Genomic DNA, 13,033 nt, shown 5'->3' with positions numbered 1-13,033 from the left:
GCGCGACGTCGCGCGTCGACGTCAGCTCCGCGCGTCGACGCGATGTCCCGTCTCCCGCTACACGTCACGCGATGCGTCGGCCGTGCCGAGGAATCCCGGCATCTTCGCGGCTTCGCCCGGACGCGGATGGGCGGCCGCTGATGAAGCGCGCACGTGCCGGCGAGCATCGCGCCTGCCCATGCCGGACCTCCGGAAAACGTCGGTGCTTCAATGACCGGAATAGAGTTTCCTGAGCGCGTCGAGCTCGCCGCTCTGGCGCGCCCGAGCGAGCTCCTGACGCACTTCGGAACGTGTCTTTCCCGTCGGCATCGCGATGGCTGGTGCCCATTGGGTCGTGGACGCGGCATCTTGATTCCCTGTCGTCGAATCGACGGGGGCCGCCGCATGGGCGCAGGCTGCGGTAGCAAACGCGACGAGCGCGAAGGTGATCCTTGAAGTCTTCATGTCGGAATCCGGAAGGTGAGTCGATCGAATGTTATGCACGGCCTCTGGCGAACGCGGGAGCCGGATGCACCGGCCGCGTCGCGAATGTCGTCAGAATCCGTCGCATATGTATTGAGCGCCGCAAAGGTATCCCGCATGTGTCCGCGGCGTGGTGTTTTGCAATGTCATGTATCGATGCGGACACGCGATACATCCGGATACGAAAGCGCCGATCATGACGCGACGCGAATGCGCTTCGGCAACGCGCAGGCATTCGCCGGCGCGCGTTGTTGCATTGACGATATCGGGCTGGAATAATCGGCGGGTTCGCGTGTTATCACGGGTACCTGGAAGAAGGGCGAGGCGGCCGGTGAGATGCGACACCGCACGAGCGAAATCGAGTGCGCCCCACGGCCTGCGGCCCGCGTCGCGACCGCGGGTTCGAACGAGCGGATACAACTCGGCATCCCGCCGCGGCGCGTGGCACGGGTGTCGCATGCCGTGCTCCACGCCGCCGTGCCAGCGGCGTTCGAGCTGATGAACGCCACCGTTTCCTTACTGCATTCGCATGATCGAACTTTCGACACGCCGCTTTATCGAATTGAGCCCCGGCCCGCCACGGCTGCACCGCGCGATCGACGACCATGCGCCGCCGGTTCTCGTCGCCGGGCGCGGCGTCGCGGCACCGTCCGCGGTCGCGGCGCTGCAACGCGAATATGTGTTGCGCTGGGCACTCCACGAACGCTGGTCCGCCGTGCCGCAAGCGATCGTGTCGCACGGTGGCGGCGCCGTGCTCATCCTGGCCGATCCGGGCGGGATGCCGCTCTCCGTTGAAGCTATCCCGCACCAGCGTGTGTCCGCGTTTCTGCGGCGCGCGATTTCGCTCGCGACCGCACTGGGCGAGATGCATGCGGCCGGTATCGTGCATCGCGCGCTTGCGCCGCATCGCTTCCTCGTGGATGACGACGATCGTGCGTTCCTGACGGGCTTCGGCCATGCGATCGGCCCCGATGCAACCGACCCGTTGCGCGACACCGCTCTCGAGTGGGACGACACGGATTTCGTCTATACGGCGCCCGAACTCGGCACGCGCATGAACCTGCGTGTCGACGCGCGCGCCGATCTTTATTCGCTCGGCTGCATTCTCTACGAGCAGTTGACCGGCGTGCCGCCATTCGATGCGACCGATGCGGCCGGGCTCGTGCACGCGCACGCCACGCATTCGGCGCGCGCTCCTCACGAACTCGTTCCGCGCGTACCCGAGCAGATTTCGCGGATCGTCGTGAAGTTGCTCGAAAAGGCGCCGGAGCAGCGTTACCGCACAGCCGCGGGGCTCGTCGCCGACCTGCAGCGATGCGAGCAGTGCCTGCGCCGCGACGGTCGCATTCCGATGTTCGCGCTCGACGTTCATGCGGCGCTGCAGCGTCTGCAGCAAGCCGATCACGTGGTGGGCCGCGAACAGGAGATCGACGCGTTGCGCGCGCAGTACCGTGCCGTCGCCGCCGGTGGCGAGATGCGCATCGCATGGGTTTCCGGCTACTCGGGCATCGGCAAGTCGACGCTGCTGCTGGAGGCCGTCGCGCGAATCAGGCACGACGGCGCGCTGCTCGTGGCCACCAGCAAGGGTGAGGAAGGGCGCCGCGGCACGCCGTATGCGATGCTTGCCCAAGCGCTGGAGCCGCTGCTGCAATTCGTGCTGGGTTGCGCGGACGACGAATTCGACAGGTGGCGCGCGCAAATCGGAACGGCCGTGGCGCCCGTCGGACGCACGCTCGCGCGATTCCTGCCGGCACTCTCGGCGGTGCTGGGCCCGCAAACGGGGCCGGCGGAGCAATCCGAACTGGCGCCCGGGCTGGAGCGGGAGCGCGTGCTGCAAGCGATCGCGCGGCTGATCGCGTGTTTCGCGACGCCGGAGCGCCCGCTCGCGCTGCTGCTCGACGATCTGCAATGGGCCGATGCGGGCACGATCCAGGTGCTGGAGCGGCTGGTGCAGCAACACCGCGACACGGCGTTGCTGCTTGTCGGCGCCTATCGGGGCAACGAGATCGATGCGGGTCATCCGTTGCGGGCCGGCCCGCTGGCGGACTTTCCCGAGGCATTGACGGTGGAGCTCGGGCCGCTGAACGAGCGCGCGACGACCGAGCTGATCGCCCATGCGCTGCATCAGGACACCGACGCGCTGCGTCCGTTGTCCGATCTGATCGGGCAGAGAACCGGCCGCAATCCGTTCTTCGTGCATCATCTGCTGCGCCTGCTGGCCGACGAAGGCATGCTCGATTACGATGCGGGCGCCGGCCTGTGGCGCTGGAACATGGCGCGCATCGCCGCGCATCGCGGCGGCGATGACGTCGCGATGATGCTGGCGCGGCAATTCGAGCTGCTGCCGGACGCCGCGCGATTCATGTTGCGACTGCTGGCCTGCATCGGCCAGCGAGCATCGACGCACCTGCTGGCCACGGCGGCCGGCCTGAGCGAGCCCGATGCGATCGAGGGGCTGCAGGCGGCGCTCGATGCCGGCAGTCTCCAGCGCGACGGCGACGACTGGACGTTCTGGCACGATCGCATTCGCGAGGCCGCGTATGCGTCGATCCCGGAGAACGAGCGCGCGCCGCTGCATCATGCGATCGCGTGCCGTTTGCTGGCGGCCGGCGAGGCCTGCGCCGATACCTTCGTGCTGGCCGCGCAGGCGAACCTCGCCGGCGCGGTGGTCGGGACACCCGCGCAGCGCCGCGCGTTCGCGCGCGTGAACCTGGAGGCCGGACGGCAAGCCCGGGCTGCCACCGCGCATCATTCCGCGCTCGGCTTCTTTCGCGCGGCCGTCGATTTCCTCGGCGAACGGGATACCAGCGACGACGGGCTCGAGGCGCGCATGCTGTGCGGCGAGGCCGAGTTCATGACCGGGGCGCTCGAAGCCGCCGAAGCGCGTCTGGCCGAGCTGGAGCGCGTAGCCGGCGACGGCACGTTCGGCGCGGATCTCACGCGCCTGCGCGCGGCGTTGTACACGGCGCTGGGTCGCTTCGATCTCGCGCTCGGCGTCGGCCTTGCGTTCCTGAAGCGCGCCGGCATCGATATCCCGCTCCATCCGGACAGCGCGGACGTGCATCGCGAATACCTGCGCCTGCGCGGCTGGCTGGATCGCAACGGGATCGACGCGCTGCGCGACCTGCCGATCATCGCCGATCCGCTGCAGCGCGCGATCGTCGACATCTTTGCCGACCTGATCCCGCCGGCACTCTATTCCGACCAGGATCTGGTCGACATGATTCTGCTGCGCGCGGTGAATCTGGCGATCGAGCACGGCCATTCCGATGCATCGGCCGACGTCTACGTCTGCATGAACCAGATCTTCGGCGTGCGTTACGGCGATTACGCCGCGTCGCTCGCATTCGGCGAGCTCGCGCTGCATCTGGTCGACGAACGCGGGCTCGATCGGTATCGCGGCCGCGTATACATGGCGCACGGCACGATCGTGGTGCCGTGGGTGTTGCCGGCGCGCTCGGCCCGTGGGTATATCTCGCGGGCATTCGAGATCACGGTCGAGTGCTGCGATCATACGTTCGCGCTCTATTGCAAGCGCAACGAGGCGACCGGCATGCTGTTCGCCGGCGAATTTCTCGGCGACGTGCGCGATACGGTGACACATGGGCTCGCGATCGCGCGCGATGCGAATTTCCAGCTCGTGATCGATGCGCTGCTCGCGCAGCAGATGCTGCTGAGGCGGTTACAGGAAGGCGACAGCGACGATCGCGACCTGTTGGCGCCGCCGGAGGGCCGGCCGGCGACCCTGGTCGATCTCGCGTACTGGGTCTACAGGCTGCAGGCCGCGTTGTTGTTCGGCGATCTTCCGGACGCGCTCGACGCGCGTCGGCGCGCCGAGGCTTGCGAGCATGCGGCGCGTTCGTTTGCCGAGCGCGCCGATCTGCCGTTCTACGGCGCGCTCGCCCTGCTGGCGCTGCCCGGCCGCGACGCGTCCGACGAGGCTGCGCTGCAGCGCCATGTCGAGCAGCTCGACGTCTGGGCGCGGGCGTGCCCGGCGAACTTCGTCGCGCGACGCGAGCTGGTGCGCGCCGAGCACGCGCGCGTGAACGGGCAGCCGCTGGACGCGGCGGAAGCCTATGCGCGCGCCGTGATGCACGCTGGCAGACATGGCTTCACGCAGGTCGAGGCATTGGCCGCCGAGTATGCGGCGCGCTTCCATGCGGGTCGCGACAATATCGCCGCGCACGCGTATTTGCGCCACGCGCTGAGCGCATGGCAGCGTTGGGGGGCGTTGGCGAAGGTGCGCCAGTTGCAGGCCGCGCATCCCGATGTATTCGATGCCGGAGCCGGCAATCCGGTCGGGAGCCGGATGCACGCACTGGACGTGAGCGCGGTGCTGCGCGTGTCGAACGCGCTGGCGAGCGACATCGTGCCGGCGCGTCTCGTGGAAACGCTGTTGCGCACGACGCTCGAAAGCGCCGGGGCCGAGCATGGCGCGCTCGCGGTGCTGCGCGAGGGCGTCTGGCATGTACCGGCGCGCGCGGACGTGATCGACGGCACGATCGTCGTGACGCAGGAGGCCGTGTCGTTGACGGCGAGCGTGCTGCCCATCTCCGTCGTGCAGGCGGTCGCGCGGACGCAGGAAGGCGTGGTGATCGACGATGCATCGGAGTCGCCGGTTCATGGTCAGGACGCTTATGTTCGCCGCCGGCGCCCGCGTTCGGTGATGTGTGTCCCGCTGATGCGTTATGCGACGCTCGTCGGCGTGCTGTATATGGAAAACAATCTGGCGGCGCGGATGTTTACCGCGGCCAAGGCGGCGCTGGTGGAGGTGATCGCGTCGCAGGCTGCCTTCGCGCTCGAGAATGCGCGGCTCTATGAGGAGCTGGTCGAGCAGAACCGTCAGCGCGCGCATGCCGAGGAACAGTTGCGTGCCGCACTGGCCGGCCTCGAGCGCGCCAGCCGGCTGACCGCGATGGGCGAGCTCGTCGCGTCGATCGTCCACGAGATCGGACAGCCGATCGCCGCCGTCGACACGTCGGCAAGCGCCGGGTTGCGCTGGCTGAACCGGGAACCGCCGGACGTCGGCGAAGCGCGCGCGATGCTCGAGCACATCAACCGGAGCGCGGCGCGGGCAAAGAGCATCATCCAGGGGCTGCGCGCGAAGGCCCGCAAGGCCGCGCCGCAGTTTGCGACGGTCGACCTCGCCGAGGCCGTGCGCGAGGCCGCGGCGCTCGTCGCGCGGCAGCTCGACACGCTGGACGTGGTGCTGGAGCTGCGCAGTCACGAGGGCCCCGTCTATGTATACGGCGACCGGATCCAGCTCCAGCAGGTCGTGATCAACCTGCTGACGAACGGCGCTGAATCGATGGCCGAGCTCGAGACGGCGCGTCGTCTCGAGCTTGCGTGCGAAGCGCACGGCGTTGACAGTGTGCGCGTGAGCGTGGAGGATTCGGGCAGCGGCATTGCACCCGATATCGCGGACCGTCTGCTCGAACCGCTTTTCACGACCAAGGAGAACGGGATGGGCATGGGCCTCGCCATTTCGCATTCGATCGTGGACGCTCACGGCGGCACGTTGACGCTGTCGCCGCGAGAAGGTGCCGGTACGCGCGCAACCGTGATGCTGCCGCGCGTCGATCCATGATGTGTCGTCCGTCGGCGCGACGCGCGGCGCGCAGGTGGCGGACAGGTTCTTCGAGTTGTTGTGTTTGAGCCGCCGAGCGGTTACTCCTGAAAATTCATCAGCGAATATCGATGCCGGAAACCAGAATGCCCCACGCGACACCTGATCGGAACAGCCGCATCGTCTACGTCGTCGACGACGACGAATTCGTTCGTGCCGCGCTGATCAGCCTGCTGCGATCGATCGACCTGGAGGTTCGCGCCTTTGCGTCGACGGAAGAGTTTCTCGCGGCACCGAAGGGCGCGGGACCGTCGTGCCTCGTGCTGGACGTCAGGCTGCGCGGGCAGAGCGGCATTGCGTTTCAGACGTCGCTGGCGGAGAGCGGCGGTCCGCAGATGCCGATCATCTTCATCACCGCGCACGGCGATATCGCGATGACGGTGAAGGCGATGAAAGCCGGCGCGATGGATTTCCTGACGAAGCCGTTCCGCGACCAGGACATGATCGATGCGGTGATCGCGGCGCTCGAGCGCGATGCGAAACGGCTGCAGGACGATCACTCGCTGCTCGATCTGCGCGCGTGTTGGGAATCGCTCACACCGCGCGAATGCGAAGTGCTGCAACACGTCGCGACGGGCTTGATGAACAAGCAGGTCGCGGGCAACATGGGCATCGCCGAGATCACGGCCAAGATTCATCGCAGCCAGGCGATGCGAAAAATGAAGTGCCGCTCGGTGGCCGAACTCGTGCGCAAGATGACCGCACTCGGCATCAACGTGCCGTCGCGCTAGCGGCAGCGCGGGCGAGGACAATCATCGGCGCCGTGCATCGCGCGCGCCGCTTCCAAAAGGCGCGCGCGCCGCTCGTTTACCCGGATCCTTCATCGATCGACCCATGCACGCACGCCGAGCCTACCCATACGTAGGTATGATGACGATGCCGCGGCGTGACGGTATGCTGGCAACTTGGGTAACAGTGCTCGGGACGGGCCCGGTCCGTCCCCCTCGTCATAAGCAGGGATGCCTTTTTCACTCTCAGCCTCCGATCTCGTGTCCATTGTCGACGACGATCCCTTCGTGCGCGCCGCCGCGGGAAGTTTCGTGCGTTCGCTGGGCGGAGAGGCGCGCGAATTCGCGTCGGGGCCGGCATTCCTGGCGTCCGACGTGGTGTCGCGCACGCGTTGCCTGATCTGCGATCTCCAGATGCCCGACATGGATGGCCTCGAAGTGCTGGCCCGGATGGAAGCGCTCGGCCTGCGTATTCCTACCGTGCTCGTCACGGCGTTCGTCAGCGCTCGCACGTCCGAGCGAGCGCGGGTCAGCACCGCGCTGTGTCTCCTCGAGAAACCGATCGACGCACAGGAGCTCGAAGGGTGGCTCGCCCGTGCGCTCGGATACGGCTGATCGCCGGCCCGCGCCGCAACGGCAACCTAAACCTTCGTAGGGGGTAGATGGCCGCTTGTTTGATGGTGCGAACCCCCGCACGCATGTTTTCATCTTCCCTGTACCGTCCGCCGCGACGGCGACAGGAGAACGAAGATGGCCAACATTCCTACCTTATCGTCCGGAGCCTGGTTTGACGCTCGGCTCACGCGCTCCATCCGCAACTTCAGCCGCACGTGCCGCGAGCATGCACGCGGTCTCGTCGCGTATCCGGCCCGGCTGTTCGTCGTGGCGGGCGTGCTATTCGTCGCGGCGGCGCTGTACGACGCGCGCGACCTGCTCGCGAATGCGTTGCTTCCCGCCGTCGACGGCAATCTCCTGATTGCGAGCGTGACGTGCGCGCTGCTCGCGCTGGTGGCGGCGGTGCTGTGGCTGCGTGCGCTGCGACTGGACGCGGCAATCCGGCAACTCGCCGCGGCACTCGAGGACCACGGGCTGGAAGAGTTGCCCCGTTCACTGGTCGAGTGCGGCACGCCGCCGATCGCGAGACTGGCCGCCGCGATCAACGACGCGCATCACCAGCATGCGGATCGCGTAACGGAATTGCTGCATGTGCTTGCTTCCTATGCGCATGATCTGCGCACGCCGCTGACGCGCGTGATGCTGCGTAGCGGCATGCTGGAAGATCGCACGTTGCGCGATGCGATGGAGCGCGACCTTGCCGAGATGGGCGAGCTGATCGACGCGAGCCTCGCCTGCGCACGGCTTCAGTGCAGCGTGGCGGAGCCACCGCGCAGCGTCGACGTGGACGCGTTGCTCGGCTCGCTGGTCGACAACTATCGCGACGCGGGGCTCGCCGTCGCGCTGGACGGGCGACTGGACTGTCCGCTCGTGACGTTTCCGCATGCACTGCGGCGCGTGCTCGTCAACCTGATCGACAACGCACTGCGTTACGGACGCGATGTCCGCCTGTGCGTTCGCGTCGATGCCCGGCGCGTAATGCTGGCGGTGGTGGATTCGGGGCCGGGCATCGTGCCGGCGGAGATGGAAGCGGTATTCACGCCGTGGTATCGGGCGCCGCAGACATCGGCGCGTGCGCCGGGATCCGGTCTGGGGCTGGCGATCGCACGGCGGCTCACGCAAGCGATGCAGGGCGAGCTGCAGTTGAACAATCGCAGCACCGGAGGCCTCGAAGCGCGCGTGACGTTGCCGCTCGCTGTCGCGTGACGGCACGGAGGCGATGCCGGCGGCGCGGCGCACCGGCATTGCCTCGAATTCCGCTTTCCGAATCGCGTTTGCCTAGACGCTCTCGTCGGTGAGCTCGTCGGCGACATCCTGCCGGCATTCGCTCACGTGGAGCCGATAGCCTTTCGCGTAGACCGACTGGATCGACCATTCCATGCCGATCGACCGCAGGCTCGCACGCAGCCGGCTGACATACATGTCGACCGACCGGCTCGTGGCCCCGCCGTCCCAGCCCCACACGACCGAATGCAGATCCTGCCGCGGGACGACGGTGCCCAGATGCGATGCCAGGTGCCACAGGAGTTCGAATTCCTTGGTTCCGAGCGCGTGTGCGATGCCGTCCGCGACGATGCTGAGGTTCGTGCGGTCGAGCAAATGGCGCCCGACGATCATCTGCCTGCTTTCATTTGCCGACGCGCGGGAACGGCGCAGGAGCGCGCGGATGCGCGCGAGTAGCACCCTTCGGTCGAATGGCTTGACGAGGAAATCGTCGGCGCCGGTGTCGAGGATCCGGACGATGTCCTCTTCACTCGAATGGATCGTCTGGAAGATCACCGGCACCGACGGGCTCGCCCGTCCACGGACCCACGTCAACAGCCTGTCGCCGCCGATGCCGGGCAGATCCCAGTCGAAAATCATCAGGTCGGCCCAGTGATCCGACAAGTAGTTTCGCGCATCGAGACCGTTGCCGAAGGCGCTCACATGATAGCCCTCGGTCTTCAGCCACGACGCCAGCAGCGATCGCTGGATCACGTCGTCTTCCACGAGAACGATTCGTACTTGCTTGCCCATCATGACTCTCTCTTGACCAGCGCAGCCTTGGACGGCCGCGCTTGCTCCATTTCCGGCTGCGCGAAAGCAGCGTCGGCCGCGGTGAGGAGGCGCGTGCCGGCAATCGCCGCGCTCGAGTTCCCTCGTCTTGAAGCTGGCGCCTCGACACCCGTCTCGCCATCGCATCTAGGGAGAACAATCGTCCTGATGCAAAAATTCCATTGCCGAAGCGTCGCTCGGTTGCGGCTGACGGACAGGCCGCCGCGTGCGAGCCGGTACGAGCCGATCGTTGCGGACGCTACCTTTCCCGACGTACAGCGGTTGTCCGTTTGCCGCGAATTCCGACGCATGCGCGATGCCGTCCGACATGAGTGAGGTCGTGCAGGCATCCTACAACAGGATCGGATCGTGAAAAATTGCCCGACGGGCCTTCAATGTATCCAATCCTTTCCGTATCCGTCGCGGATACAGAGCGATACAAAAAACCTGTCGATTCACGGGCGATCGTGCGCTTGTTTAGCGTATCCCGGGGAAATGGCGTGGGCGCATATATCGTCGTCGCGCGACGGAATATTCACAAAAAATGCTTTGCGAAATTATTTATATTTATGAAATTCGCATAGGCTGGCCTATATGCGCTTTCCGTACGCAGCCGATATCGGTCGAGCACCCCCGCGATTCAATGATCGGGCAGCGGCAGTGCGCCGTCGGGCAGTGCCGCGTTCCTGGGCAGTTTGATGAAATCGCCGGGCTGCGGATTCAGGCTGCAGGGAATCACGGCGTGCTCGGGCGCGCCGGCCACGCTCGCTGACGGTAGCGGCATCGCAGGCGCCGGCACGGACGGCGATCGATATATCAGGTACGTGGCCGTGTAGGGGACATTCAACACCGAGCCCGCGAGCACGCAGGGCCGGTCGGGCGGCAAGCCGCCTTTCGTCTGCACCCGCAGGATGAGCCCGGTTCGCGCGAACCGGGTCTCGAAGACCTTGTCTCCCCCGTTGAATCGGGCGACGAGCCTGGCCCATGGCAGGCTGTCCGGGCTCACCGTCGCCTCGGCGTCCGGGCGACTCACGACATAGCTGCCGTCGTAACTCGAAAAGTAGCCGCCCGGCAACGCGGTGCCCACACTCTCACCGGTCGAATCGACGAGCGTCGACTGAACGCCGCGATACACCCAGTTCAAGCCCTGGTCGCCACGATCGCACCGGTACACGACCTCTCCGCCCGCCGCCCGGCTTGGCGCCGCCGAGGAATTGCCCCAGATTGGCGAACGCCTGCAATACGGAAGACGTCACGCCGAAGATCGCGGCGCGTTGGTTGATGTCCGAGAGCCACGCATATTGAATGGAAGGGCCGATGGCGCCGAGCACGGACCCGGTCGTGCTCAGGATCGCCATCGCGGCAAAGAACGCCGTTCTTCTCGGCGTGGCGCTTTCACGCAATTCCGCTATCGTGCGCGCCGCGTCGTGCGCATGCTCGAGTGCCGCGTCGATTCGAGCGAGGCGTTCGTCATCGTCGGGGAGATCGTTGCGGAACTCGCGAACGGCGTGCTGTATCGCCGCGAGGTTGCCACTGAACCGTTCGGCGTGCGTTCCATAATCGGCTGCGGGCGACGCGGGAACCATGTCGCCTCGAAGCACTTCGTTTTCGCGAGGAAAGATGGCCGCGTGCAAGCGGGCAATGGAAGTGCAGGCATTGTCCAGATCGGCGTTCATCTCGACGAAATCCTGGGCAGGGACGGTGTCGAGCCACGTATTCAGAGACGGCTCGGGAATCCGTATTCCTGACTGTTCCGCCGGTGCCGAATGTACTTGCGAAGTGTGGGTGGGGAGGACGGAAGATCGATCGTCGCAGGAGCGCGCCGTTTTTTTCGACAACGTGTCGAAAATGGGCCGAAGCATGCGAATGATCAAGCCGTTCAACGCACCGGTTTGAAACGCAGCGCCTGCCGCGCTCAGTGCAAATCCGGCAACCTGATAGCCGGGAGGGGGTTCCTGCCCGGTCGCCTTGTTGATGCCGAACAGGATCGCGAGCGCGAAAGCCTGGTCGAGCGCCTGCGCAAATCCCTGCAACTGATTTATCTGACCGCCGGCATCCTTGAATCGTCGTTGCCCGTCGGTGGCAAGCGGATATTCCGTTATGGCAGCGAAGAGCAGCGCAAGCGCCGATCGGGATGTCACCAGCTTCGTCATTTCCCCGACGTTGTCGAAGCGCACATGGGTCGCCGGAATGAGTCCGGGCAGCGCGTACCATGCCGCATTCTTGGCCGCGATCGCCCCGACTACTTCCGCAAGTGCAATGCGGCGCTGGGTTTTGCTGACCTTCGACGACGCGCAGGCGTCGATCGTGGTCGATGCGGCGGCCAACCGTGATTCGAGGTCGTCAACCAGACGCCCGAGCATTGCCTTCACCGGCCCCGCGGTCGCGATGAAATTCCGGGCGTCTTCGATCTTTCGACGGTTCTCCTCCGTCAGGCAATCGGGGCCCGGGCCGCGCAGTTCATCGGTGACCCTGCGGTGAAAATGAGCGGCTTTGGCCAGCGAGCCGGTGAGCCGGTGAGCCGGTGCGTCACCTTTTCCAGGCCCGCGAGCATGGCCCGCGCGTCGCGCACGCTGATTGACGCAGGCGGATGAGCCCCGACGACCGGCAGTTCGACGACATTCGGTTCAGACGCGATCACTGCGTGGGAGATGTGCATTGAGGACGTCGTCGATACCGCGCCATCCAATGACGGTGCCCAACTTCTCCGGCGATTGTCCGGCGCTCCGGCTGCCGGGGAGCGGTCGCTTCGGTTTATCGCCTGAAGTGCGGTCAGGCCAGGGGAGGCGGTCGTTCGAGATCGCGTCGTTTCTGTCGAGTTCGTCGGTGCGCCGGCGTCGGTCGGGTCAGCCGTGGGGTCTTGTACGCCGGTGTTACATATGCTCGTGGTTCGCATGAGTATCTGCTTTCGTTGTCGATAACGCGCGGAAGCTCAATGATCGGCGGTACATCGTTCGATTGCTCGCGCAGCACGATATGCGCATCGAAATTGCGAAAGCATGCGCGAGGTGAATGGGCGAGCGGTCTAGCGTCGAAGGCATTGTCTGACCTTGGCCGATGATCGCGCGGATTTTGCACGGCGTTTTTTCAGAGCGGATGGGGAATAGCCGAACGCCTGGGGTGGTATAGATAGCGGACACCGTCACTCCCGACGTGTTCATCCTTTTTCGCCGATTTGACTTGATGCAAGGTCAGAGAGACGGTTCTCATTTGGAGCCCGTGATGAAAAAGTATGTTCCTTACATTGCTTAGGCTGTTATGGCTGTAGCCGCACTGATTCCGGGGCTCGCAGTTGCTTGGCCGCCGACGTGGGATTATTGAACGCGTGACAGGATTTCCGGCGTTTTGACGTCGGCCCGGCTGCAGAGAACTTGTATCGGTAGTCGGTGCCCTGTGGTCGGCCGTGCCAACACGCGTGAAATTGTAGTTGTTCGGATGATCTGTTCTTTTGTAAAGGTCTCTCATCGACCGCGCAACGTTCTTCGGGACGATTGCGCGATCACCGCGTCGTACTCACGGTATCGCCAGATACATTCCGATACGCGACGGACATACGCGAGATACATGG

At 65.5% G+C, this 13,033-nt stretch carries 9 protein-coding genes; 4 read left to right on the top strand and 5 right to left on the bottom strand.

Going from position 1 to position 13,033, the window contains the following annotated elements; translation table 11 throughout:
• Positions 1-207: 207 nt before the first annotated feature.
• Positions 208-444, bottom strand: coding sequence for a DUF4148 domain-containing protein (locus DIE23_RS16530; protein ID WP_124613117.1), 237 nt, complete (start codon positions 442-444; stop codon positions 208-210).
• A 547-nt stretch (positions 445-991) separates the two neighbouring features.
• Between DIE23_RS16530 and DIE23_RS16525 the strand changes: the two genes are divergently transcribed.
• From DIE23_RS16525 to DIE23_RS16510, 4 genes are all read left to right on the top strand, one after another.
• Positions 992-6,049, top strand: coding sequence for a trifunctional serine/threonine-protein kinase/ATP-binding protein/sensor histidine kinase (locus DIE23_RS16525; protein ID WP_124613116.1), 5,058 nt, complete (start codon positions 992-994; stop codon positions 6,047-6,049).
• Positions 6,050-6,174: 125 nt separating this feature from the next.
• Positions 6,175-6,819, top strand: coding sequence for a response regulator transcription factor (locus tag DIE23_RS16520; RefSeq protein ID WP_373422143.1), 645 nt, complete (start codon positions 6,175-6,177; stop codon positions 6,817-6,819).
• Between the two features lie 228 nt (positions 6,820-7,047).
• On the top strand, positions 7,048-7,431 hold the full coding sequence (locus tag DIE23_RS16515; protein ID WP_124613115.1) for a response regulator transcription factor: 384 nt from the start codon (positions 7,048-7,050) through the stop codon (positions 7,429-7,431).
• A 135-nt stretch (positions 7,432-7,566) separates the two neighbouring features.
• A complete protein-coding gene (locus DIE23_RS16510; RefSeq protein ID WP_124613114.1) occupies positions 7,567-8,637 on the top strand; it encodes a sensor histidine kinase KdpD in 1,071 nt (356 codons plus the stop codon).
• Between the two features lie 72 nt (positions 8,638-8,709).
• Here DIE23_RS16510 and DIE23_RS16505 read toward each other — a convergent pair whose 3' ends face one another.
• The 4 genes from DIE23_RS16505 to DIE23_RS16495 all read right to left on the bottom strand — a co-directional run bounded on the left by DIE23_RS16505 (position 8,710) and on the right by DIE23_RS16495 (position 12,124).
• Positions 8,710-9,447 carry a response regulator transcription factor gene (locus DIE23_RS16505; protein ID WP_124613147.1) on the bottom strand — a complete coding sequence of 246 codons (738 nt, stop codon included), beginning with the start codon at positions 9,445-9,447 and terminating at the stop codon, positions 8,710-8,712.
• Between the two features lie 658 nt (positions 9,448-10,105).
• A complete protein-coding gene (locus DIE23_RS16500; RefSeq protein ID WP_260436086.1) occupies positions 10,106-10,609 on the bottom strand; it encodes a DUF3455 domain-containing protein in 504 nt (167 codons plus the stop codon).
• Positions 10,557-11,828, bottom strand: coding sequence for a hypothetical protein (locus DIE23_RS39565; RefSeq protein ID WP_185646470.1), 1,272 nt, complete (start codon positions 11,826-11,828; stop codon positions 10,557-10,559). Before DIE23_RS39565 ends, DIE23_RS16500 begins: the two co-directional genes overlap by 53 nt.
• A gap of 68 nt (positions 11,829-11,896) precedes the next feature.
• Complete coding sequence (locus tag DIE23_RS16495; protein WP_124613112.1) at positions 11,897-12,124, bottom strand: hypothetical protein; 228 nt, start codon at positions 12,122-12,124, stop codon at positions 11,897-11,899.
• Positions 12,125-13,033 lie beyond the last annotated feature (909 nt).

This window comes from Burkholderia sp. Bp9143, assembly GCF_003853645.1.
GTDB lineage: Bacteria > Pseudomonadota > Gammaproteobacteria > Burkholderiales > Burkholderiaceae > Burkholderia.
The sequence above is the reverse complement of the archived record's forward strand: the minus strand, read 5'-3'. Positions and strand labels throughout refer to the sequence as shown.

Bases quoted from the DNA above. Each gene is read 5' to 3' on its own strand.
- DIE23_RS16530 (WP_124613117.1), bottom strand. From the start codon at position 444: ATGAAGACTTCAAGGATCACCTTCGCGCTCGTCGCGTTTGCTACCGCA.
- DIE23_RS16525 (WP_124613116.1), top strand. From the start codon at position 992: ATGATCGAACTTTCGACACGCCGCTTTATCGAATTGAGCCCCGGCCCG.
- DIE23_RS16520 (WP_373422143.1), top strand. From the start codon at position 6,175: ATGCCCCACGCGACACCTGATCGGAACAGCCGCATCGTCTACGTCGTC.
- DIE23_RS16515 (WP_124613115.1), top strand. From the start codon at position 7,048: ATGCCTTTTTCACTCTCAGCCTCCGATCTCGTGTCCATTGTCGACGAC.
- DIE23_RS16510 (WP_124613114.1), top strand. From the start codon at position 7,567: ATGGCCAACATTCCTACCTTATCGTCCGGAGCCTGGTTTGACGCTCGG.
- DIE23_RS16505 (WP_124613147.1), bottom strand. From the start codon at position 9,447: ATGGGCAAGCAAGTACGAATCGTTCTCGTGGAAGACGACGTGATCCAG.
- DIE23_RS39565 (WP_185646470.1), bottom strand. From the start codon at position 11,828: ATGCTCGGGCGTCTGGTTGACGACCTCGAATCACGGTTGGCCGCCGCA.
- DIE23_RS16495 (WP_124613112.1), bottom strand. From the start codon at position 12,124: ATGCACATCTCCCACGCAGTGATCGCGTCTGAACCGAATGTCGTCGAA.